Here is a 22,326-nt window from a genome sequence, read left to right on the forward strand (position 1 = left end):
GCGGTTTTGCTTATAAAATTCATAACTTAACAAATAGATCATGCACCGGCCCTGTGAAGCCACCCAAAGAATTGTATTTTGCATGTACCTGTTTAATCCCTTACAGATCTGCTTTCAATAATCATTCTAAACATCTCTTAACTCAGAAAACCTGGATTGCGTATGCATAAACCGTTACCCGCATTCTTATTTATTGCCCTTTTTGTAAACGCCGCGGCCTGGGCACAAACCCAACCCGCCCCGCAGGCGCTGCCTTATCAGCAGAACTTTGATGCCCTGGCGCCCGCCGCCACCACATATCCCGCAGGCTGGCAGGGCTGGGCTTTAAGCGGCTCTCCTTCCGGCAGCTTTAATACTGCTGCACCGGCCAGTGATAAAGCGCTGCTAACCGGTACCGCCTCATCCACCACCAACGGCGCCTATAACTACAATGGCAAGCTGGGGTTCCTGAACAGCGGATCAGCAGATAACAGCCTGGCGCTGGGCCTTAACACCAGCGGACAGCTAAACATTGCTTTCCGGTACGATGTAATGACGCTGCGCAACCCTTACGATGGCAGCAGCAATACCCGCATTAACGAGGTTACGCTGCAGTACCGTGTGGGCAGCACCGGCGCCTTTACCAATGTACCGGGCACCCTGTACCAGAACGATACTATCACCCAAACCACTTCTGGCGTTACCACCCCGCAAAACCCGGCCACTGTGTCGGTAGTGTTACCTCCGGACTGTAACAACCAGCCGCTGGTGCAGCTGCGCTGGGTAAACCGGCAGATCAACGGGGCAGGCTCCCGCCCCAGCTTTGCGGTAGATAATATAGTAGCTGGCGGCAGCGGCGGCGATACTACCGCACCAGCCATCAGCGCACTGCTACCGGTAAAAGGCGATACTGCTGCCGCACCCAATGTGCGCCCGCAGATCACCTTTACAGAAAACATAAAACCGGCTACCGGCTACCTGGTGTTGCACAACACAAGCACCGGCACCCAGCAGATGCTGGATGTTAACAGCTCACTGGTGCTTATTTCCAATACCACCCTTACGGTGAACCTTATACTCCTGCAACCCCTCAGCTCCTATTACATTACCCTGGATAGCGGTGCTGTAACAGATCTTTCCGGTAATGCTTTTGCCGGTATTACCGACAGCAGCAGCTGGCATTTTACCACTGGCCAGCAGGTACTGAGCTTTAACTTTAACGATTGTACGCCCAGCGGCAGTCCCCTGCTTTCCGGCGGTTTTATGCAATACAGTGCAAGCGGCGCGCAGCTGTGGGGCTGTACTACATTTGGACAGAACAGCAGCAACGGTGTACAGATCAACGGTTTTAGCGGCGGTGCAGTTGAAAATGAGGATTGGCTGATCTCTCCTTCTTTTGATCTTAGCAGCTTCACCTATCCCCTGCTGCGTTTTGCCAGCCGTACCGCGTTTACCGGACCGGCTTTACAGCTAATGGTAAGCACTGATTACGATGGGCACAGCAACCCGCATACCGCCACCTGGACCCTGCTGAACGGGCAGTTCCCCGCACAGGGCTCTGATGCCTGGCAGCTGTCTGACAGCATTAACCTGGCCGGCTTTAAGCAGGATAGCGTGTACATTGCATTTGTGTACACCTCCTCTCCCAGCCTGAATGCTGCCCGCTGGACACTGGACGATATTAACTTGTATAACAGTGTAGTAGCGCCCTCGCCCAGCATCACCAGCAGCCCGGCTGCGCTGGACTTTGATTATGTGCAGGCAGGCCAAACGGCGGCCCCGCAAAAGATCACTTTCTGGGGTAATAATATTACAGACACTTTACTGATTACTGCACCTGCGGCCTTCAGCCTTTCCAGAGATAGCGCGGGTAGCTACGGCCCGGTACTTACCTATGATGCTGCTACGGTTGGCGCAGGCCCGCAAACAGCCTGGGTAAAATTCAGCCCTACCACGGCAGATCAGAACTACAGCGGTACCCTTACTTTTAGCACAGCTGGTTTCAGTACCAGCCGCATACAGCTCACCGGTACTTCCTTACGTTCCCTGAAAGTGGTGAACTGGAATATAGAATGGTTTGGCAGCCCGGCGCAAGCCCCTACCAACGACAGCCTGCAGCAGGCCAACGTAACTGCCATTCTCCAAAAACTAAATGCGGATGTTTTTGCCCTGGCAGAAGTAGTGGATACTGCCCGCTTTAAACAGGTGGTAAGCCAGCTGCCGGGTTACAGCTATATGCTTTCCGACTTTGGTTCCTATGCAGATAATGTGAACGACCCGGATTATGTAAGCGCACAAAAACTGGCCTTTGTATATAAAACATCTGTTGTAAGAAGCCTGCGCACTTACGGCGTATTACGCCAGGGTGGCAGCGATAGCGCTTATTACAACTGGTCATCCGGCCGCTTCCCTTATTTCATGGAAGCCGTAGCCAACCTGAATGGCGATAGCGCCCGCATAAATTTTGTACTGCTGCATGCCAAGGCTAATACGGGCAGCGCATCAGAAAAAATTGAAGCGTACTACCGCCGCAAAGGTGGCAACATTGAGCTGAAAGATTCGCTGGATACGCAATACCCATACAGCAACATCCTGATGCTGGGCGACTTTAACGACGCGCTGGATAAAACCATTACCACAGAGCTGGCGCCGGATACCACCACTTCTTACATCAACTTTGTAACTGATACTGCGGATTACGATCCGCTTACATTGCCGCTAAGCCTGGCAGGGCAGCAATCTACCGTATCGTTCCCCACTGTGATCGATAATGTGATCGCCTCCAATGAAATGGGACAGGCCTACCTGCCCGGATCCGCCATGGTGTTTACGCAAGCTGCGCAGCTTGTGAGCAGCTATAGCAGCACTACTACAGACCACTACCCGGTTATAACCCGCTATAACCTGCATACCCTGGCACACCAGAACAGCATACCGGCCTTTACTGCAACGGTGGATACCGGCCGCGTAAGGCTGAACTGGCGTACAAATACAGAAACCAATTTAGCCCGCTTTGTGGTAGAACGCTCTAAAGACCAGCGTGGCTGGAATGCCATTGATACGGTAGCTGCACACGGCACTACTACCTTCCCGAACAATTACCAGGCTTATGATAACAGCCCCTGGTTAGGCCGGAACTACTACCGCTTAAGATTGGAAAACCTGGCTGGCAACATCCAGTACAGCGCAGTACAATCTGTGAACATAGAGCTCAGAGACATCATCTGGCGCTTTATCTGGTGTTTACTGGGCCACAAGCTGCAGGTATGGCTGGACATTGACAAAAATTCCAGCGGCCCTGCACAATTACAGCTCATAGACCTGTTTGGACGCATCCGCTACCAGGGTCCTGTAACACTGGTACCTGGCCGTAACTACAAAGAGCTGGATGTAAGCAAGCTGCCTAACGGCATTTACTTCCTGCGGGTACAAACACGTAATAAATCACAGGTAAGCCAAATATTCATTGCCCAATAATCTTTTGTTGAGAAACCATGCTAAAAAGGCTGTCCCTTACCGGGGCAGCCTTTTTTACTTGAGGCTAAGCTTATAATTTAAGGCAGGCATACCTTCAATAGTATGCCTGTTTTATGAAAGCCCGGAAAGCCCGTTACATCAATGCTTCAGCACTTTTTTGGTAAATATTTTATTGCCGGTTCTTACCTGCAAAATGTACATACCGGCTGGCAAGCCCGCCAGGTCGGCCTGCTGGCCATTCTCTATAAACTGCAAAGGTTTCACCATTGCGCCGCTCAGGTTATATACCTGCACCTGCAGGCGGGCAGCTGTGCCGGCATTGGCTACCTGGATGCGTACCCGGTCGCTCAGCGGGTTTGGACTGGCGGTAAGCAGCATATTGGCATCCTTATCATTTGCCGTAATAATAGCTGGTGCAGCTTTGCGGGCAGCTGCGGGCGGCGTGTAAAAACGGCTGGCCGGTATTACCTCCCTTGCTTGTGAAGGGCTGGACCATTCCAGCTTACAGGCGGCTCCGCCGTTATGCTCAAAGTATTCCAGGCGTATATCATATAACTGGTCTGCCGTCAAAGTAATAGTGGCAGTGTATTCCACATTCCAGTTATCTATCCATTGATCAATGAGCAGCTGGTTATTGATCCATAGGTGGCGGCCATTGTCGCTGTTCAGGTAAAATGTATAGGTTTCCGTATAACGGGGTTTAATGCGCCCGGTCCAGCGGGCAGAGAAGCTATCCGGGCGGATGGTGTAATCCGGGGAACCATTGGCCCAGTTAAAATTAATATTCTCATCATTGCGGCTGAGCTTAAAGGTGTTGAAGTTCATGCCCTGGTAATACTCACCCTTTAAGCCGTCGCCACCGGTGCGGTTCACACGCAGGGAAGAGGCAAGATCATTCCAGCTAGCGCCCACCCAGGGCGTGTTAGCGGTAAAAGTGGCATTAGCCCCGGCATAGTTATCATCCTGGTATAGGGTAATGGAATAACCTTCCGGCAGGGTAAAGGAGGTAATGTCGTCATTCAGCGCACCCCTGGCAATAATATCATTATACGTATAACTGCCGGGCGCAAAACCGGCGGAGTAACCACCGTAGTTCAGGTCTTTGTAAACGAAAGCCTGGTCCAGCGTGGCAGCGGCTTCCAGCATCATTACCCCGCTTAGCTGGGTGGAGTAATCTGTAGAAGCACCGGGTTGGGTGGTCCACACAGGATTTACCAGGCCATTGGATGGGTTAATACCCTGGCCGTTAAGCGCCTGGGCGCTGGTTTTGAGCGCATTGGTATAACGCTGCCGGGTGGCTGCCGGTAAATTGCCTTCCCTGGCCAGCAGGGTAAAGTAGCGGATAAAAATGCCTTTGAACAGGCCACCGTCGCCACCACCGGTTTCATTGGTAAAAAAAACGCCATTGTACAAACGGGTGTTCATGGCGTATTCCGCGGTTCTTACTGCATCATCCATATAGGTACTGTTGCCCGTAACCTGGTACAGCTCCAGCGCAGCGCCTATCCAGGTGCCTACGTTGTAGGAAAATACCCAATCCGGATTGGTATTCACCGTATTGGAGCCTGCATCATAACTATCGTACACTGCGCCGGTGCTTGGGTTTACGAGCACACTTTTCGTCCAGTTATAAATATTCTGGGCAGCGGTGAGCGTGGCGGCATTGCCATTTTGCTGGTACAGGCGGGCGGCAAAGATCACGGCAGGTGCATTGGCGCAGGCGTTAAAGGAGTTGGGCGTACCCTTGTTCCATTGAATGGCGCCGCCCCTTTCGGGATGAATGCCGGTTTGAATGTCCGTCCACAGGATGTTGGCGGCGTTCATATAGGCGGTGTCACCGGTATGCTGGTAGGCCCGCAGGGTGGAAATAGCCATCCACTCCATATCATCATAAAAATAATTGATGTAGGTATTGCCATTGGTGGCCTTAATACCATACAGCAGGTTTTTCATGCGGGTGGTATAGGTGCTGCTGCGGTTGCGCAGGTAACCATCCACCAGCGCATCTAAACCATTGGCATTCCACCAGTAGTTAAAACCGGTGTTGCCGCCATTGGTCTGAATGTAATACCGGCCGTTGGACGAAATAAACAGGTTGTGCATACTGCTTTGCAGCATTTCTGCCGGGCCATTAAACACGGACGACTGAGAGCGGGCGGGCAGGGCATAGCCGCACAGGACCAGCAGCAGGGCACACAGGGCCTTGCAAGAGTTGGGTAAAGGCTTTTTCATGCTTCAGTGGAATTTTAAGGTGATTGATATGGGAGGCCATAGGTTAAAAAGAGGGTCTTAGGATAAATTGTAAGGGTTTTCCGGGCTTTCCTTATAAAGATAATCAACCCGAAAGATAATTTATAATACCGGCAGGGGGTCAGGCAAACATAATTAACCAGCTAATTATCATATTTTTACATTCTCTTTTAAAACTCCATCCTTTCCCTGGCCGCCTGGAAAAAGGCTTTCCGGCCGCGGGCACCTCAAAAACCCCGGAAAGTGCGGCTATTTAAGCTTGGGAATTGAAAATAGTATTGTATCTTTGCCGTCCCAATTTTATTGGGTATTTGAAGTAAATTTTTAAACAACATTTAAAAACAGGGAAATGAACAATTACGAATTGATGGTGATCTTTACCCCTGTGCTTTCTGAGGAAGACTACAAAGTCGCCCAAAAGAAGTTCGCTGATCTTATAAAAGAGACCGGTGGAACTGTAACGCACGAAAATCCCTGGGGATTAAGATCACTGGCGTACCCTATCCAGAAGAAAACCACGGGCATGTACCTGGTTCTGGAGTACAGTGCGCCATCCGACCTCAATGAGAAGCTGAAGATTCAGCTGAACCGCGATGAAAATGTATTACGCCACATGATCACAGCGCTGGACAAGTATGCCGTTGAATATAATGGCAGAAAGAGACATGGCGTGAGTGCTGATTCTAAAACCGTAGAAGCTTAAAGTTATGGCAGTAAAACAAGAAATTAAGTACTTAACCGCCGTTAAAACCGAGAAGCGTCAGAAGAAATACTGCCGCTTCAAGAAAATGGGCATCAAGTATGTGGATTACAAAGACGCGGAATTCCTGAAAAAGTTCCTCAATGATCAGGGTAAAATGCTACCCCGCCGTATTACGGGTAACTCTCTGAAATTTCAGCGTAAAGTAGCCCAGGCTATTAAGAAAGCTCGTCAAATGGCTTTATTGCCTTATGTTACTGACCTTTTAAAGTAAGAAAAAGTTATGCAAATCATCTTAATACAAGACGTTGATAATCTGGGCCAGAAAAATGAGCTGGTAAACGTGAGAAACGGTTATGCCAGGAACTTCCTGATCCCCCAGAAAGTTGCAGTAGAGGCCAGCCCTTCTAACATGAAGCAATTACAGGAACGCCTGAAAGTGCAGAAAGTGAAAGAAGAAAAGCTGCTGTCTGAAATTGCCAAGGTGGTAGAAGTGCTGAAAGCAGGCCCGGTTAAGATCGGCGCTAAAACAGGCACTTCCGGTAAAATATTCGGTAGCGTAACCGGTGTGCAGATTGCACGTGCTATTAAAGAGCAGAAAGGTTACGAAATTGACCGCCGCCGCATCCACATCCTGGACGACGTGAAAGAACTGGGCACTTACAAAGCAAAGATCGATTTCGGTAAAGGCAATGAAGCTGAGCTGGAATTTGAAGTAGTAGCTGAGTAATCCTACTGTTTAATATTTTTACAGATCCCGTTCACTGTGAGTGAACGGGATCTTTTTTTTATATCCGTCATTGCGAGGCGCAGTGTAAAGCTATTGCGCAAGGGGCGACGAAGTAATCCCGCGAACGGCAGGAGATTGCTTCGTTCCTCGCAATGACGGGGATATGTTTACTTCCAGGCATTGCGTAAAAAGCGCAGCCAGTTCCCGTGCATTACATTTTCAATATCCGCTGCGGAGTAACCGCGTTTTTCCAGCAGCGCCGGTACGGTTTGCAGGTCGGCAATGGTTTCCAGGTCATACGGGCATTGCGCTTTACCAAAAGCGCCACCCAGGTCAGAACCAATGCCAATGTGCAGCGCATTACCCGCTATCTGGCAAATATGATCCAGGTGATCTACCATTACTTCCAGCGAGCAGTTCATAGCTTTGGGATCTGATACGCCTCTTTGCCAGCCCGGCACCATCATCCATGCATCCAGCGCACCGCCTATTACGGCATTACGTGCCACCAGCTCTTTGATCTGCTCATCACTGAACTGGCGGTTATGATCCACCAATGCGCGGCAGTTGTTATGGCTGGCCCATACATGCCCGTTAAAGTGATCCATGGCATCCCAGAAACTATCATCACATAAATGCGTGGCACCTAAAATAATATTCAGGCGCTCCATTTCTTTCAGCAGCTCATGCCCCCGGGGCGTCATTTTACCAGTGGCATCCGTGCCCTGTGCATAACGTCCGGGGCCATAGTGGGCGGGGCCTACAGCGCGTAAGCCATATTCGTATGCCCATTGCAGGTAGTAAGTATCTACAATAGAATCCGCACCTTCCAGGCTCAGGATGTAACCTACCGGCTTTTGCTCATTGGACTTTTTGCTGTTATTCCACAGCGCTAAATGTCTTTCCAGCGATGCCAGGTCTGTAATAGCCACCATCTCCCCTGCTTCTTCCATGGCCTGGTACCAGGCCAGCTGGCCCTGGGTTTGCGCCCAGGCCTGCTCCGGCGAAAACCAGCCGGGCAGCGGGTTATCCGGCGCTACAAAACGGGCTATCTGCGTAGCTACCACCAGGCCTATATTGCCTTTACGCAGCTCCGGCAGGGCTACTACGCCTTTGGCGCGGTCCGGCTTATCCGTTAAGCCCTGCTCTCTTGCTCTGATCTCGTTTACAGGTAACCGCAGGTTACGGTTCCATTCCATGGCATTCATGCTCAGGTCCAGGTGTGCATCTATTACAAACACGGTCAAATGTTTTTATGTGCAGATATGCAGATGTGCAGATCCAATTTGCACATTTGCATATCTGCACATTATTAAATTAATATAGTTCTATTCCTTGCTATTACCTGCCACTGGCTTTCACCGCTGTGATGGGCAATGATGTATGCTTTATCATAAAGGGCTACGGTAGGGCATATATGATAGGGTACGCCATACAATACCGTGCCTACCGGGTAAGCAGCCGTATCAGCTACTTTGATCACCAGGTGCTCCTCGCTTTGTGATACCGGGCTTGCTTCCGGTGCATTCAGGAAGTGTACGCGGTTAGGCAGCGGGTTTTCTGCAGCTACAGATTTATGTCCCAGATCCAGGCAAAGCAACCCTTCTGCCGGGTGCGATACCACTCTTGTCATAACCAATGCAGCATAATTGTACGTTTGATCCGGCAAATGTTGCTGGTATCCCCAGTCCCAGAAAGCAAAGGTGCCGGGGCTGCATTCTACACCGTTGCGCTGTGCATGAATGGGAAAGGTGGGCGTACCGCCTGCTACAATTTTGGGAGCGGGCAACCCTTTATCTGTAATGGCCTGCGCCAGCGCAGCTACCGGCTCATATGCCGCATTACAGCGCTGGGTACGGATCTCAATTGCTTCATCGTGCAGGTGGCCGTCGTATGCATGCAGCCCTGCTGGTGTAACACCTTTTAATGAAAACAGCTGTGCATACAGCTCCAGTGCTGCTGTACCTGGTATAACACCCGTTCTTTGCATGCCTACGTTCAGGTCCAGGTACACCGGCAGATTTAACTTTTGCGCATCAAAATACTCAGCAATGGCTGTTGCAGCCATCACATTATCTACCAGGCAGGAGAAACTGGTTTGCGGATACTTTTGCACCAATGCAGCCAGCCTTGCTACTTTAGGGCCTACCGGCTGATAAGCCAGCAGCACATCAGCCGCATTTACCAGGCCTAACATTTCTGCTTCAGCAATGGTGGAGCATTTAAATTTCTGTATGCCGGCTGCCTGCATCAGCTGCACTACCTCTGCTATCTTAACGGTTTTTACGTGTGGGCGTAACCGTTGTACATCGTCTATCCTGCTTTTCACCAGCTCAATATTCTCCTTTACTCTGCCGGTATATACCAGCAGGGCCGGGGAGTCTATCTGGGCTTCATTTTCAAGAGAATACCACATTATAATTAAGAATGAATAATTAAAATGAATAATTGTTGTGCCAGTACTGTTGCTGAAGGTTGATACTGCGTATAATTTGTGAATGAATAATAGTTATGAGAATTTTGTTTGCTCACCGTTCACTAAACTATTCATTGTTCTATACGGAATATTGAATGAACAACTGTTGTGCAGGTACACCACAAAGAGCTTGCCTACTTTATTATTAATTATTCATTCTTAATTATTAATTAGTCGTGCAGCTCAAAGAGCGCTTCTATTTCCACGGGAATATTATCCGGCAGGGAACCCATGCCCACGGCGCTTCGTACCCCAATCCCATTATCCTCTCCCCATATTTTGGCAAACAGCTCGCTGCAGCCATTGATCACATAAGGGTGTCGTGCAAAATCCGGGGTACCGTTCACCATCCCTAATACTTTGATCACTCTTTTAATTTTATCCAGGCTGCCCAGGTTAGCCACCAGTGTAGCCAGGATGGTAAGGCCCACCTGCCTTGCAGCCAGCTTGCCCTGCTCAATATCCAGGTCCGCGCCAATGCGGCCAATGATCAGGCTTTTATCGTCCTGCACGGGGCCATGGCCGGATACATATACGTGCTTACCATCTATTAAAAAAGGCTTGTACACGCCTAATGGAGTTGGCGCCGGCGGCAGGCTTAAACCTAATGCCTTGAAATTTTCTGTTGGAGATCCCACGGTTAGATGATTTTAATGGTTTACCGATGCGATAAAGCTATGAATAAAAAAAATTTCCTGCCCGGTTAATTTTGTATCACCCGGGCAGCTATTAATAAGGTCGTAAACGGTTATTCGTAGCGCAACGCTACTATAGGATCCAGGCGGGAAGCCTTGATGGCAGGGTAAATGCCAGATATGAGCCCTACGGTGGCACACAATGCTATGCCCAATGTGATCCACAACCAGGGCACTACAAAACTGGTCTTTAACAGCAGCGAAGTTATATTACCTACGATCATGCCCAGGAACACGCCCAGCAAACCGCCGGCCACGCTAATAATGATGGCTTCGTAAATAAACTGTTTGCGGATGGTAGGCGCGGTAGCCCCCAGGGCTTTGTTCACCCCGATCTCACGGGTACGCTCTGCCACAGATACCAGCATGATATTCATGAGCCCAATAGCAGAACCAAACAATGTAATAAAACCTATAACTGCTGCAGCAATGGTTACCTTGCTTAAACTGCTGAACAGCATTTCTGCCAGGCTATCACTTTTGCTGATGTAAAAATTATCGCTTTCATTAAGGTCCAGGTGGCGTATGATCCGGAAAAGGCCGGTAGCCTCCCCCACGGCTGCATCCATTTGCTGCACGGCATTTACCGCCACCCCGATCTGGTAAGAAGCCGTTGGCCGGTTAAATACACGGCGTGTATTGTTAACCGTAGTAAGCACAATATTATCTGCGCTCATAATGTTACTGCTGCCTTTGGAGCCCAGCAATCCAATGATGCGGTAACGCACATCACCCACACGCACGGTATTATTCACTACATTTTTCAGGTTACGGCCAAACAGCTTTACGGCCACATCATGTCCCAGCAGCGCCACATTCTGGCCGGAGGTTACGTCCTGGTCGTTAAAATTACGGCCCTGTTCCAGTATGTAGTTGGAGAACTGTATGTAATTTTCATCCCCGCCAATTACCTGCACATTGGGGTTGGTTTTCTTATCATCTTTATACACCGTAGCAATGCCGGTGGCATTAAAAGAAATACTTACCATGGAAGGGAAGGAAAACCGCTGTTTGAAATCCATGGCTTCCTCGTAAGAGATACGTTTATTGCGGTTGGAGGTCCTTACTTTTTTCTTTTGCTTATTACTGCCTTTGGTGGCATTATCGCCACCACCCATGCGGATCATCATTTCCCGGTTACGGATAGAAAAACTGTTGGCGCCCATGCTGGCAAAACTGCTGTACAAGCTGCCCTTAATGCTGTCAATTGCAGTCAGGATGCCCACCAGGGCCATGATACCAAAAGCAATGATGGCTACTGTAAGACCGGTTCGCAAACGATTGGCGCTAACTGAGCGGTACGCCAGGGAAAAAATGTCACGGAATTGCATAGTAAAGGGTTCCAGCTAAAGTTAATGTAAAAAGGTGAAAGCTGAAAGCCGAAAGGTGAAGGGTGCGCCGGATAGGCGATGAACGGCGACGGGAGCGCGTGGAAAACAAGCGGTTATGCAAAAAGAAAGGTGAAAAGCGGCAGGCATTTATTGCAGCCTTTCACTTTTCACCCTTTTATTGAATGATCTATTATGCCCACTGTAACAGTACGCCGGGATAAACACCCAGTACAATTACAATGATGATAGCAATGATCAGGACGGTTTTAAAAGCAGGGCTAAATGGCGCTACTTCCGGTTCACCGGCCTTGAAGTACATGGCCATAATAACGCGGAAATAATAGTACACGCTGATGGCAGCGCAGATCACAGCCAGTATTACCAGCCAAAGCAGGTTACCCTGCTGCACTACGGCAGACAGCACAAAATATTTAGCAAAGAACCCGGCTGTTAAAGGAATACCTGCCAGTGAAAACAGGAAGATAGTGGCTGCCAGTGCCAGCAAGGGCTGTTTGCGGGCCAGGCCGTTAAATCCTTCAAAAGTGTAGTCCTTTACTTTCATTAACACGCCAAACATACCAATAGTAGCCACGCTGTAGGCAGCGGCATATAAAATAATACCCTGGGTAGCAGTTTCATTGAGCGCAATTACGGCCAGCAGCATAAAGCCTGCCTGCGCAATACTGGAATATGCCAGCATACGCTTTACACTTTGCTGGAACACAGCCGTAAGGTTACCCATTACCAGCGTAGCTGCGGCAATAATGGCCAGTACCAGCAGCCAGTGCTGGCTAATGGCGCCACCGGTAAAACTTACATGGAACAGGCGCAGGAAAGCAATAAAACCACCCGCCTTTACCACGGTAGCCATAAAGGCCGTAAATACGGTGGGTGAGCCATCATATACATCCGGTGTCCAGAAGTGGAAGGGTACGGCAGATACCTTAAAGGCCAGCGCAAAGATCAGCAGCATTATACCGCCAATGGTTAAGGGATGCAGCTCGCCAGTGCCCAGCGCCAGCTCATTAATATTAAAAGTACCGGAAGCGCCGTAAATGAGCGCTATACCCATTAACAGGATACCGGTAGAAAAGGAGCCCATTAAAAAGTATTTCAGGGAAGCCTCATTACTTTTCAGGTTCTTTTTATCAGCGCCGGCCAGTATATATTGCGGAATAGAAATGATCTCAATGGCCAGGAACAGCATCAGCAGGCTGCTAAAGCCGGATGCCAGCATAATCCCGGAGAGGATAAAGAATATCAACGCAAAATAATCCGCTACATGCTCTCCTACTTTTTCAAACTCACTGCCGCACAGCATAAAATATAATAAGGTAGCACCCAGCATCACTGCATTGAACAGGAGGCCAAATTTGCTTATCTCCAGCATACCAAACAAGGTTTGGCTGCCGCCCTGCAGGGTGGAGAGCTCCAGCAGGTTAGCCACAAAGGCCACCAGCACCAGTGCGATAGCAAAATATTTAATGCGCTGCCTATTGCTGACAAATAAACCAACAAACATCAGCACAACACCCGATAAAGCAGTAGAAATTAATGCGTTCATATTTTTGAAAGTCCACGGTCCGTAGTCCATAGTCCACTGCATACCCCGCTCTGAAAGTGTAACAAGATCAGGCGGTCGTCTGTGGACGCTGGTCTGAGGACCTTATGTTGTTAAAATACTTTATTTACCAGTTCTGTAGTGCTGCTTACCAGGTCCAGCATGGGTTTGGGATACACGCCCAATACCAGTATCACACCCACAATAAGGCTTAGCGCCAGCAGCTCTGAATTTTGCAGGTCGGTAGTAGTAGCGGTTAAAGCATTGCTTTCCCCGAAAATTACTTTCTGCAGCATATTCAGCGTGTACACAGCCGCCAGTATGATGCCCAAACCGGCAACACCCATTAACCACATGTTATACTGGAACAAGCCGCTGAACATCAGGAATTCACCTACAAAACCATTGGTAAGCGGTAATGCAATATTAGCCAGTGAAATAATTACCAGGAAAATAGACAGGCGCGGCGCTACCTGTGCAATGCCACCCAGCTCGTCCAGATTTTTTACATTCAGCCTTGACTGGATGATCTCTACCACTATCCACAACCCGATGATGTTAATACCGTGGTTGAACATCTGCACCTGTATGCCCTGCAGGCTTTGCTCATTATTAGCAAAGATGGCAGCACACATTAACCCGATGTGCGCAATGGAAGAATAAGCGATCAGGCGTTTGAAATCCGTTTGCACAATAGCTATACAGGAAGCGTAAATAATACCGATCACAGACAGCACCATTACCACATCCGCCCACATGAAAGCGCCCTGGGGCAATACCGGCAACAGCCAGCGGATAACGCCAAACAAACCCATTTTAACCATTACACCGGAAAGGATCATGGTTACCGGCGTAGGCGACTGCTCATACGTATCCGGCTGCCAGGTATGGAAAGGGAAGATGGGCATTTTAATAGCAAAGGCTACAAACAGCAGCCAGAATAACCAGGACTGCTCCTTCACCGGCAGGTTAAGGCTGGTGAAAGTAGCATAGCTGAAAGACTTATCAGGTGATTGCAGGTACAGGTAAATGATGCCTACCAGCATCAGTAAAGACCCTGCAAAGGTGTAAACAAAGAATTTAAACGTAACGGGCACACGTTTTTCCCCGCCCCACATAGAGCACAGGAAGTATACCGGTATTAAGGCCAGCTCCCAGAAAACGTAGAACAGCAATGCATCGTAAGCGGTAAATACGCCTACCAGCCCGGCCTGCGACAGCAGCATTAAACCGTAAAAGCTGCTCTGGTTCTCATACGTACGGTTAAAGATGGTTATAAAAACCAGCAGGAACGCAATAGCGGTAAGCAGGCAAAGCATTACCCCCATACCATCCAGGCCCACATTGAACTGGCTGCCCAGCTGGGGGATCCAGTTAACGGCAAAATGCAGGGTATCCGGGGCTGCCCGGAACTGGAACAAAGCGCCTAACACTACGGCTAAAGAAGCCAGGGATGATATCAGGCCCAGCACTTTAGGTCCTGACCCCTTCAGGCCAAACGTTAGCAGGCCTGTTACCAAAGGGATCAATATCAGTAAAACTGTTAACATAATTTTTCGTTCGCTTGTCTATTATAACAACAATCCTATCACAAATAATACGATAATTCCTATTACCATGGCAAATACGTAGAAACCTACCTGCCCGTTCTGCAGGCGGCGTGCCTGCTGGCTGCCCCAGGTAATGCTGCGGCCAACACCATTCACCAGGCGGTCTATACCGGCTTTTTCCAGCGCATCCTGGAAGAAGCGGGACAGCATGCCCAATGGCTTTACGATCACAGCATCATACAGCTCATCTACATACCACTTGTTTTCCAGCACTTTGGCCAGGCCGGTATTTTCACGGCCGGTATCCGCATACTTCACATATTTGCTGCGGGCAATGAAAATAAAGATGATCACCAGCACAGAGCTCAGGCCCATTAACAGCCATTCCATACTATGCTCCAGGTGATGTGCTTCTATGAACGGAGCAGAAGGCGCAAAAATGGGCGACAGGTATTCTGCCAGCCAGTGTTTTACGCCAAATACTTCCGGCAGGCCAATATAACCGCCTACTATGGATAGTATGGCTAGTATTACCAGCGGAAGGGTAATAGCTACCGGGCTTTCATGCAGGTGATGTTCCTGCTCATGTGTGCCGCGGAAACTACCGGTAAAAGTAATGTAGTATAAGCGGAACATGTAAAATGCTGTCATCAGCGCACCGGCTAAGGCCAACACATACATGATCTTGTTATGTTCAAAGGTATGAGCCAGTATCTCATCTTTAGAAAAGAAGCCGGAAAGGCCCGGTATACCGGCTATTGCCAGACAGCCTACCAGGAAGGTCCAGTTGGTGGTGGGCATAAATTTCTTAAGGCCGCCCATTTTGCGGATATCCTGCTCACCGCCCATAGCATGTATCACGGAGCCGGAGCCCAGGAACAGCAGGGCTTTAAAGAACGCGTGCGTCATTACGTGGAATACCGCAGCGGTATAAGCGCCCACGCCCAGGGCCAGGAACATATAACCCAGCTGGCTTACAGTGGAGTAGGCCAGCACTTTCTTAATGTCATTCTGTACCAGTGCAATGGAGGCTGCCAGCAGCGCAGTAGCCAAACCGATTACCGCTACAACGGTTTGTATCTGCGGCGCCAGCGTGTATAACACGTTGCTGCGGGCTACCATATAAATACCGGCGGTTACCATGGTAGCAGCATGGATGAGGGCAGATACCGGTGTAGGACCGGCCATGGCATCCGGCAGCCAGGTGTATAAAGGGATCTGGGCCGATTTACCCATAGCGCCTATAAACAGCAGCATAGCAATAATTGCGATCTGGCTGCTGTAATTACTATGTGCACCTAAAGCTGCTGTTTTGGAAAACACTTCTGAGAAGGTAACGCTGCTGAACATGGCTATCATACCAAAAATGCCCAGCAGAAAGCCCAGGTCGCCAATGCGGTTCATTACAAAAGCCTTTTTAGCGGCCTTGTTATAGCTTGCATTCTTAAACCAGAAACCGATCAGCAGGTAAGAACATAAACCCACACCTTCCCAGCCAATGAACATCAGCACATAGTTAGCGCCCAGCACCAGCAGCAGCATGGAGAATACGAACAGGTTCAGGTAAGCAAAGTAACGGGCAAAACCTTCGTTACTTTCATCATGCATATAAGAGGTGGAGTAAATATGAATGAGGGAGCCTACACCGGTAATGATCAACAGGAATAAGGCGCTCAGCTGGTCTACCTGGAAAGCAAAAGGTATCTGCAGGCGGCCCACATTAATGAAGTCAAACAAAGTAACTACCTGCCCGCTGAAACCCGGCTGCCTTACCTCCAGGAATATCATTACACTAATTACAAATGCAGCCAGTATAACACCGCTGCCCACAACGCCTACCTGGGATTTGGATAAGTATCGCCTTCCTAATCCATTAATCAGGAAACCCAATAATGGTAAAACTGGTACCAGCCAAACGAGATTGATCATTTATCAATTACGATTTATGCTAAACGCTGAATGCGGAACGCTGAACGCTGATTATGTTTTGTCTTTTGCGTTAAGTGTTAAACATTAAGCATTAAGCGTTTTTAGTTTTTAAGTCTGTTCAGAATGTTAATATCCACGGAGTGGGTATTCCTGTATACCATGACAATAATAGCCAGGCCCACCGCCACTTCTGCTGCTGCTACCACCATAATGAAGAACACAAAGATCTGCGCTGCTGCTGCATCTATACGGCCCGCATCGGCCCACATTTTAGAAAAGGCCACCAGCAGCAGGTTCACGGCATTCAACAACAGCTCTATGCACATGAAAATAATAATGGCGTTCCTGCGCATCAGCACGCCCATTATTCCTATACAGAACAAGGCTATGCTGAGAAATATGTAGTATTGAACAGGCATATTTTTGAATTACGAATTATCAATTGCGAATTACGAATGTGATTACGGTGTGCTGCTATTCTTTTTTACCGATCACCACGGCGCCTACCATGGCGCTCAGGAACAGCACACTGCTTATTTCAAACGGTACCACATATTGGTGGAATAAGGTTTTACCCAGGTTTGCGATCAGCCCGATATCTGTGGAGCCGCTTTGCAGGGAAGGCATGCTGGCATCGCGCAGGGCAGCCACCAGTATTACCAGCAGTGTACCGCCGCTGATAGCACCCGCATATTTTAACCAGTTACGTTTTTGCGGCTCTACATCTGCATTCAGGTTCATTAACATGATCACGAACAGGAACAGAACCATAATGGCGCCTGCATATACGATGATATGCACCACTGCCAGGAACTGTGCGTTCAGCATTACATAATGACCGGCTATAGTAAAGAAGGTAAGGATCAGGCATAATACGCTGGTGACAGGATTCTTGCTCAGTATCACCCCCATGGCAGATGCCAGGGATATTGCGGAAAGTACCAGGAAAATGACTTGTTGCGTATTCATTTATATGGTGAATTGTTGGAGGTGGTGCAATTTATTTTTTCTTCGGATCAGGGATCAGCAGATCGTCTTTTCCGTATATAAAACCTTTACGATCGTAGTTAGACGGCGCAAATGTTTCTGTTAAATAAATCGCATCCTTTGGGCAGGCTTCCCCACAGAAACCGCAGAAAATGCAGCGCAGCATGTTAATCTCATAGCTGGCAGCATATTTTTCTTCACGATACAGCTTTTCTTCGCCAGGTTTTCTTTCTGCAGCTTCCATGGTGATGGCTTCTGCGGGGCAGGCTACTGCGCACAAGCCGCAGGCAGTACATCTTTCACGGCCTTCCTCGTCCCGGTTCAGGATATGCAAACCACGGAACACCGGGCTAAAGGGGCGTGTTTCTTCCGGGTAGTTTACCGTAGCTTTCTTCTGGAAGATGTGCTTAAAGGTAATACCCATGCCTTTTAAAATAGCCGGTATATATAACTTCTCCACAAAATTCAGCGGTCTGCGGTCTACCGGTTTTACTCTATCTGTTAGTGCTTGCATAATTCAATTAGTTTTTCTTATCCCTGTTTATATAATATCCACGCGCCGGTGAGCAGCATATTTACAATAGCGATCGGGATCATAATATTCCATCCCAGGCGCATCAGCTGATCATAACGGAACCGCGGAATGGTCCACCGTACCCACATAAAGAGAAACAGGAAGCATATTATCTTAATAAATAAAGCTACAAATCCAAGAATGGTGATCAGGTTAGCATCCAGGCCCAGGCTATCCATAAAAGGAAAGCTGTAACCGCCAAAATACATACTGGCCATGAGCGCAGAGCTGATGAACATGTTGATATATTCTGCAAACAGGTAAAAGCCCAGCTTCATAGAGGAGTATTCCAGGTGGTAACCGCCATTCAGCTCATTCTCCGCTTCCGGCAGGTCAAACGGGGTACGGTTACACTCTGCAAAAGCGCAGATCAGGAAAATGATAAAACCTAATGGCTGGTATACTACATTCCAGTAACTATGGCGTTGCTGCTCTACAATATCCTTCAGGCTCAGGGAACCGGTGAGCATCAGCAGGGCTATTAAGGAAAGGCCCATGGCCAGCTCGTAGGAAATGATCTGCGAAGCGGCACGTATAGAAGCCAGCAGCGAATATTTATTGTTGGAAGCCCAACCGCCTAACATAATGCCATACACGCCCAGGCTCACTACTCCAAAAATGTATAAGATACCAATGTTAATGTCTGCTACCTGCAGGGATACCTGCCTGCCTCCAATGGTAAGCGTATCGCCCCAGGGTATTACAGCACTGGTCATACAGGCTACCAGCATGGCCAGGGAAGGCCCCAGGATGAACAGGAAACGGTGAGAGAGGGTGGGAATGATCTCTTCCTTGAAAAAGAGCTTACCCCCATCTGCCAAAGGCTGCAGCAGCCCCATAAAACCGGCCCGGTTAGGACCGCGCCTGTCCTGTATAATAGCAGCAACCTTTCTTTCCCCCCAGGTTGAATACATGGCTACTCCCAATGACAGTGCCAGCACTCCTGAGATGAGCGCTATCTTTTCAATTATAAAGAACCAGTCTATGTTCATCAATTACGAATTTTATGCTGAATGCTGAACGCTTAATGCTGATCGTGTTTTGCTTTAAGCATTCTGCTGCTTTGTGCTTTCTGCTTTTAGCTTTTAGCGTTATTAAAGTCATCCGAATGCGCAGGCCCGTCTATCTTAGACAGGTCTATCTCCGGCCGGTTCACCTGGCTTATGCTATGGATATCCATGAGCAGGCGTGGCTGGCGGCCATCCATTACTTCAACAATAGTATCTTTCGGTTTAACCGTACCCACATAATGGCCTTGTGAGATTACGCTGTGACGGTCAATTTTGCGCGGGCCTTCAATGGTCCAGGCGCTGGTTTCTTTGGTATCAAAGCGGCAGGTATCACAAATAAAATCTTCTACCTCGCCGTATTTATCCTTGCGGGCCGTTACACGGAATATTTCATCACCGCGCATCCACAGTACAGTTTTACCGCAGCACTTATCGCAGTTACGGTGCGCATCTACCGGTTTCAGGAACCATACGCGGTTCTTGAAGCGGAAAGTCCTGTCTGTTAAGGCGCCTACAGGACATACATCGATCACGTTGCCAATGAATTCATTGTCCAGTGCTTTATGTATATAGGTGCTTATTTCTGAATGCTCACCACGGCCCAGGATACCGTGCTCGCGGCGGTTGGTAAGCTGGTCGGCGGTGTATACACAACGGTAGCAAAGAATGCAGCGCGTCATGTGCAGCTTAATGTTATCGCCAATATCTATCTGGTCAAATGTTCTGCGTTTAAACTCATAGCGGGTACCATCTGCACCATGCTCATAACCCAGGTCCTGCAAATGACATTCGCCCGCCTGGTCGCAGATAGGACAATCCAGCGGGTGGTTCAGCAGCAGGAACTCTACTACGCCTTTGCGGGCGTCCTGTACTTCGGGAGAGGTGATGTTTGCTACTTCCATACCATCCATTACAGTGGTACGGCAGCTGGCTACCAGCTTGGGCATAGGGCGGGGATCGGCCTCAGAACCTTTGGTTACTTTTACCAGGCAGGTACGGCATTTACCACCACTGCCTTCTAACTTGGAATAATAACACATTGCCGGCGGCACTATATCTCCTCCTATCTGCCGGGCTGCATTCAGGATGGTTGTTCCCGGCTCCACTTCCACGGAGATATTATCAATCTTAACCTTGAATAGTTTCTTTTCTTCAGCCATGTTTATATGTTTAAAGCTGTGGCATTACACTGCTGCTGCTGCAACAGGTAAAGGATCGGCGTAATGTGCAATACCAAAATTGCGCTGCTGCGCGGCATTCGGATTTTTCACGTGCCATTCAAATTCATCACGGAAGTGACGGATGGCAGCCGCTACCGGCCATGCAGCCGCATCGCCCAGCGGGCAAATGGTATTACCTTCTATTTTACGTTGTATATCCCACAGCAGGTCTATATCACTCATCTTACCTTTACCATACTCAATGTTATGAAGCACGCGTTTCATCCAGCCGGTACCTTCACGGCAGGGGCTGCACTGTCCGCAGCTTTCATGATGGTAAAAGCGGGCCAGCGTATAGGTATTGCGTACCACACACTGGTCCTCATCAAGCACCACAAAACCACCGGAACCCATCATAGAGCCAGTGGCAAAACCACCGTCGTTCAGGCTTTCGTAGGTCATCATGCGGGCTTCGCCTTTGGCTGTTTTCAGCAGCAGGTTAGCCGGCAAAATGGGTACGGAAGAACCGCCCGGGATGCAGGCCTTCAGGCGCCTGCCTTTGGGAATGCCTCCGCAGTATTCATCTGAATAAATGAACTCTTCAACGGAGATGGTCATATCAATTTCGTACACCCCCGGCTTTTTAATATTGCCGCAGGCAGAAATCAGCTTGGTACCGGTTGATTTACCAATGCCTATTTTAGCATATTCTTCTCCGCCTATATTAATGATAGGCACAACTGCCGCTAAAGTTTCTACGTTATTTACCACGGTAGGGCACTGCCACAAACCCTTTACAGCCGGGAATGGCGGCTTAATACGGGGATTACCGCGTTTGCCTTCCAGTGATTCTATCAAAGCAGTTTCCTCACCGCAGATGTAAGCGCCCCCGCCGCGCTGCACATATATTTCCAGGTCAAAACCGGTACCCTGTATGTTCTTACCTAACCAACCGTTTTGTTTAGCTTCTGCAATGGCCTCTTCCAGTATGTCCGGGATCCAGGCATACTCCCCACGGATATAGATATACGTGCTGTGAGAGCCCAGTGCGTAGCTGGCTATCAATAAGCCCTCTATTAACAGGTGGGGCAAAAATTCCATCAGGTAACGGTCTTTGAAAGTACCGGGTTCAGTCTCATCTGCATTACATACCAGGTAACGGGGCACGCCTTCCGGTTTGGCCAGGAAGCTCCACTACAAACCGGTAGGGAAACCTGCACCACCACGGCCACGCAGGCCACTCTTCTTCACCTCTTCCACCACCAGGTCGGGGCTCATGGTCTTAAACACTTTGCCAGCAGCCTCATACCCTCCATTTTTCCGGTAGGTATCGTAATACCGGATGCCCTCTATATGTGCTTTATCTAAAAGTAATTTGCGTCCCATATACTCGTTTATTATCCGCCTTACTTGTTCTTTAGTTTGCGTTTGCTTTTGACCTGCATTCTGCAATAATTGCATCTACCTTTTCGGGGGTCAGGTGCTCCCGGAAGTGTTTGCCCAGCTGCATCATGGGTGCGTAACCACAGGCGCCCAGGCACTCTACCGTTTTAAGGGTAAAAAGGCCGTCCGGAGTGGTTTCGCCAACGCCAATCTTCAGCTTTTGCTTTATGTAGTCAATGATCTGGTCAGAGCCATTGAGCATGCAGGGACCTGTCTGGCATACTTCAAAAAGGTATTTGCCTACCGGTTTCAGGTTAAACATGCTGTAAAAGGTAGCTACCTCATACACTTCAATAGGCGTGATCTGCAGCAGGGAGCCAACGTAATCCATTGTCTCCGGGCTTAACCAGCCGCCAAACTCTTCCTGCGCCAGGTGCAGCAGCGGTATCAGCGCGCTTTTCTGTTTCCCTTCCGGGTAGCGTGCAATGATCTCTTTTACTTTATTTAGTTTCTCTTCTGAAAACATATTCTAAA

20 protein-coding genes are annotated in these 22,326 nt (G+C 48.9%); 4 read left to right on the forward strand and 16 right to left on the reverse strand.

Annotated features, from left to right (window positions below):
* Positions 1-162: 162 nt before the first annotated feature.
* A complete protein-coding gene (locus KVT36_RS02425) occupies positions 163-3,456 on the forward strand; it encodes an Ig-like domain-containing protein (protein ID WP_217601894.1) in 3,294 nt (1,097 codons plus the stop codon).
* A gap of 138 nt (positions 3,457-3,594) precedes the next feature.
* Here the strand turns inward: KVT36_RS02425 and KVT36_RS02430 are convergent, their stop codons facing one another.
* Complete coding sequence (locus tag KVT36_RS02430) at positions 3,595-5,688, reverse strand: glycoside hydrolase family 76 protein (protein ID WP_217601895.1); 2,094 nt, start codon at positions 5,686-5,688, stop codon at positions 3,595-3,597.
* 367 nt (positions 5,689-6,055) lie between these two features.
* Between KVT36_RS02430 and rpsF the strand changes: the two genes are divergently transcribed.
* From rpsF to rplI, 3 genes are read left to right on the forward strand one after another with little or no spacing between them, the layout of a single operon-like run.
* Positions 6,056-6,409: a 30S ribosomal protein S6 gene (gene rpsF, locus KVT36_RS02435; RefSeq protein WP_089906127.1), complete on the forward strand. Its 354-nt coding sequence runs from the start codon at positions 6,056-6,058 to the stop codon at positions 6,407-6,409.
* A 4-nt stretch (positions 6,410-6,413) separates the two neighbouring features.
* Positions 6,414-6,680, forward strand: coding sequence for a 30S ribosomal protein S18 (gene rpsR / locus KVT36_RS02440; protein WP_089906128.1), 267 nt, complete (start codon positions 6,414-6,416; stop codon positions 6,678-6,680).
* A gap of 9 nt (positions 6,681-6,689) precedes the next feature.
* Positions 6,690-7,136, forward strand: coding sequence for a 50S ribosomal protein L9 (rplI, locus tag KVT36_RS02445; protein WP_089906129.1), 447 nt, complete (start codon positions 6,690-6,692; stop codon positions 7,134-7,136).
* A gap of 167 nt (positions 7,137-7,303) precedes the next feature.
* Here the strand turns inward: rplI and KVT36_RS02450 are convergent, their stop codons facing one another.
* The 15 genes from KVT36_RS02450 to nuoE form a co-directional block, all read right to left on the reverse strand.
* The gene (locus tag KVT36_RS02450) at positions 7,304-8,377 is read right to left on the reverse strand and encodes a membrane dipeptidase (protein WP_217601896.1); all 1,074 of its coding nucleotides are present in this window, start codon (positions 8,375-8,377) and stop codon (positions 7,304-7,306) included.
* Between the two features lie 71 nt (positions 8,378-8,448).
* Positions 8,449-9,552, reverse strand: a complete 1,104-nt coding sequence (locus KVT36_RS02455) for a D-TA family PLP-dependent enzyme (RefSeq protein WP_217601897.1) — start codon at positions 9,550-9,552, stop codon at positions 8,449-8,451.
* Between the two features lie 230 nt (positions 9,553-9,782).
* Positions 9,783-10,250, reverse strand: a complete 468-nt coding sequence (locus KVT36_RS02460; protein ID WP_217601898.1) for a RidA family protein — start codon at positions 10,248-10,250, stop codon at positions 9,783-9,785.
* A gap of 110 nt (positions 10,251-10,360) precedes the next feature.
* Complete coding sequence (locus KVT36_RS02465) at positions 10,361-11,638, reverse strand: ABC transporter permease (RefSeq protein ID WP_217601899.1); 1,278 nt, start codon at positions 11,636-11,638, stop codon at positions 10,361-10,363.
* 190 nt (positions 11,639-11,828) lie between these two features.
* Positions 11,829-13,202, reverse strand: a complete 1,374-nt coding sequence (locus KVT36_RS02470; protein ID WP_217601900.1) for an NADH-quinone oxidoreductase subunit N — start codon at positions 13,200-13,202, stop codon at positions 11,829-11,831.
* A gap of 110 nt (positions 13,203-13,312) precedes the next feature.
* Positions 13,313-14,749, reverse strand: a complete 1,437-nt coding sequence (locus KVT36_RS02475; protein ID WP_217601901.1) for a NuoM family protein — start codon at positions 14,747-14,749, stop codon at positions 13,313-13,315.
* Positions 14,750-14,770: 21 nt separating this feature from the next.
* Complete coding sequence (nuoL, locus tag KVT36_RS02480; RefSeq protein ID WP_217601902.1) at positions 14,771-16,678, reverse strand: NADH-quinone oxidoreductase subunit L; 1,908 nt, start codon at positions 16,676-16,678, stop codon at positions 14,771-14,773.
* A gap of 101 nt (positions 16,679-16,779) precedes the next feature.
* Complete coding sequence (gene nuoK / locus KVT36_RS02485) at positions 16,780-17,097, reverse strand: NADH-quinone oxidoreductase subunit NuoK (protein WP_217601903.1); 318 nt, start codon at positions 17,095-17,097, stop codon at positions 16,780-16,782.
* A 55-nt stretch (positions 17,098-17,152) separates the two neighbouring features.
* Positions 17,153-17,647: an NADH-quinone oxidoreductase subunit J gene (locus KVT36_RS02490; protein WP_217601904.1), complete on the reverse strand. Its 495-nt coding sequence runs from the start codon at positions 17,645-17,647 to the stop codon at positions 17,153-17,155.
* A gap of 31 nt (positions 17,648-17,678) precedes the next feature.
* Positions 17,679-18,179, reverse strand: a complete 501-nt coding sequence (nuoI, locus tag KVT36_RS02495) for an NADH-quinone oxidoreductase subunit NuoI (RefSeq protein WP_217601905.1) — start codon at positions 18,177-18,179, stop codon at positions 17,679-17,681.
* Between the two features lie 17 nt (positions 18,180-18,196).
* The gene (gene nuoH, locus KVT36_RS02500; protein ID WP_202909099.1) at positions 18,197-19,231 is read right to left on the reverse strand and encodes an NADH-quinone oxidoreductase subunit NuoH; all 1,035 of its coding nucleotides are present in this window, start codon (positions 19,229-19,231) and stop codon (positions 18,197-18,199) included.
* Between the two features lie 86 nt (positions 19,232-19,317).
* Positions 19,318-20,409: a 2Fe-2S iron-sulfur cluster-binding protein gene (locus tag KVT36_RS02505; RefSeq protein ID WP_217601906.1), complete on the reverse strand. Its 1,092-nt coding sequence runs from the start codon at positions 20,407-20,409 to the stop codon at positions 19,318-19,320.
* 24 nt (positions 20,410-20,433) lie between these two features.
* Positions 20,434-21,594 (reverse strand): NADH-quinone oxidoreductase subunit NuoF, encoded by a 1,161-nt coding sequence (gene nuoF, locus KVT36_RS02510; RefSeq protein ID WP_256449936.1) that lies wholly within the window; start codon positions 21,592-21,594, stop codon positions 20,434-20,436.
* 9 nt (positions 21,595-21,603) lie between these two features.
* The gene (locus KVT36_RS32615) at positions 21,604-21,795 is read right to left on the reverse strand and encodes a hypothetical protein (RefSeq protein WP_254639800.1); all 192 of its coding nucleotides are present in this window, start codon (positions 21,793-21,795) and stop codon (positions 21,604-21,606) included.
* Between the two features lie 31 nt (positions 21,796-21,826).
* Entirely contained in the window at positions 21,827-22,318 is a 492-nt protein-coding gene (gene nuoE, locus KVT36_RS02515) for an NAD(P)H-dependent oxidoreductase subunit E (RefSeq protein WP_089906144.1), read from the reverse strand.
* Between the last annotated feature and the right edge of the window lie 8 nt (positions 22,319-22,326).

The organism is Chitinophaga sp. GbtcB8, assembly GCF_019091455.1.
Classification (GTDB): domain Bacteria; phylum Bacteroidota; class Bacteroidia; order Chitinophagales; family Chitinophagaceae; genus Chitinophaga.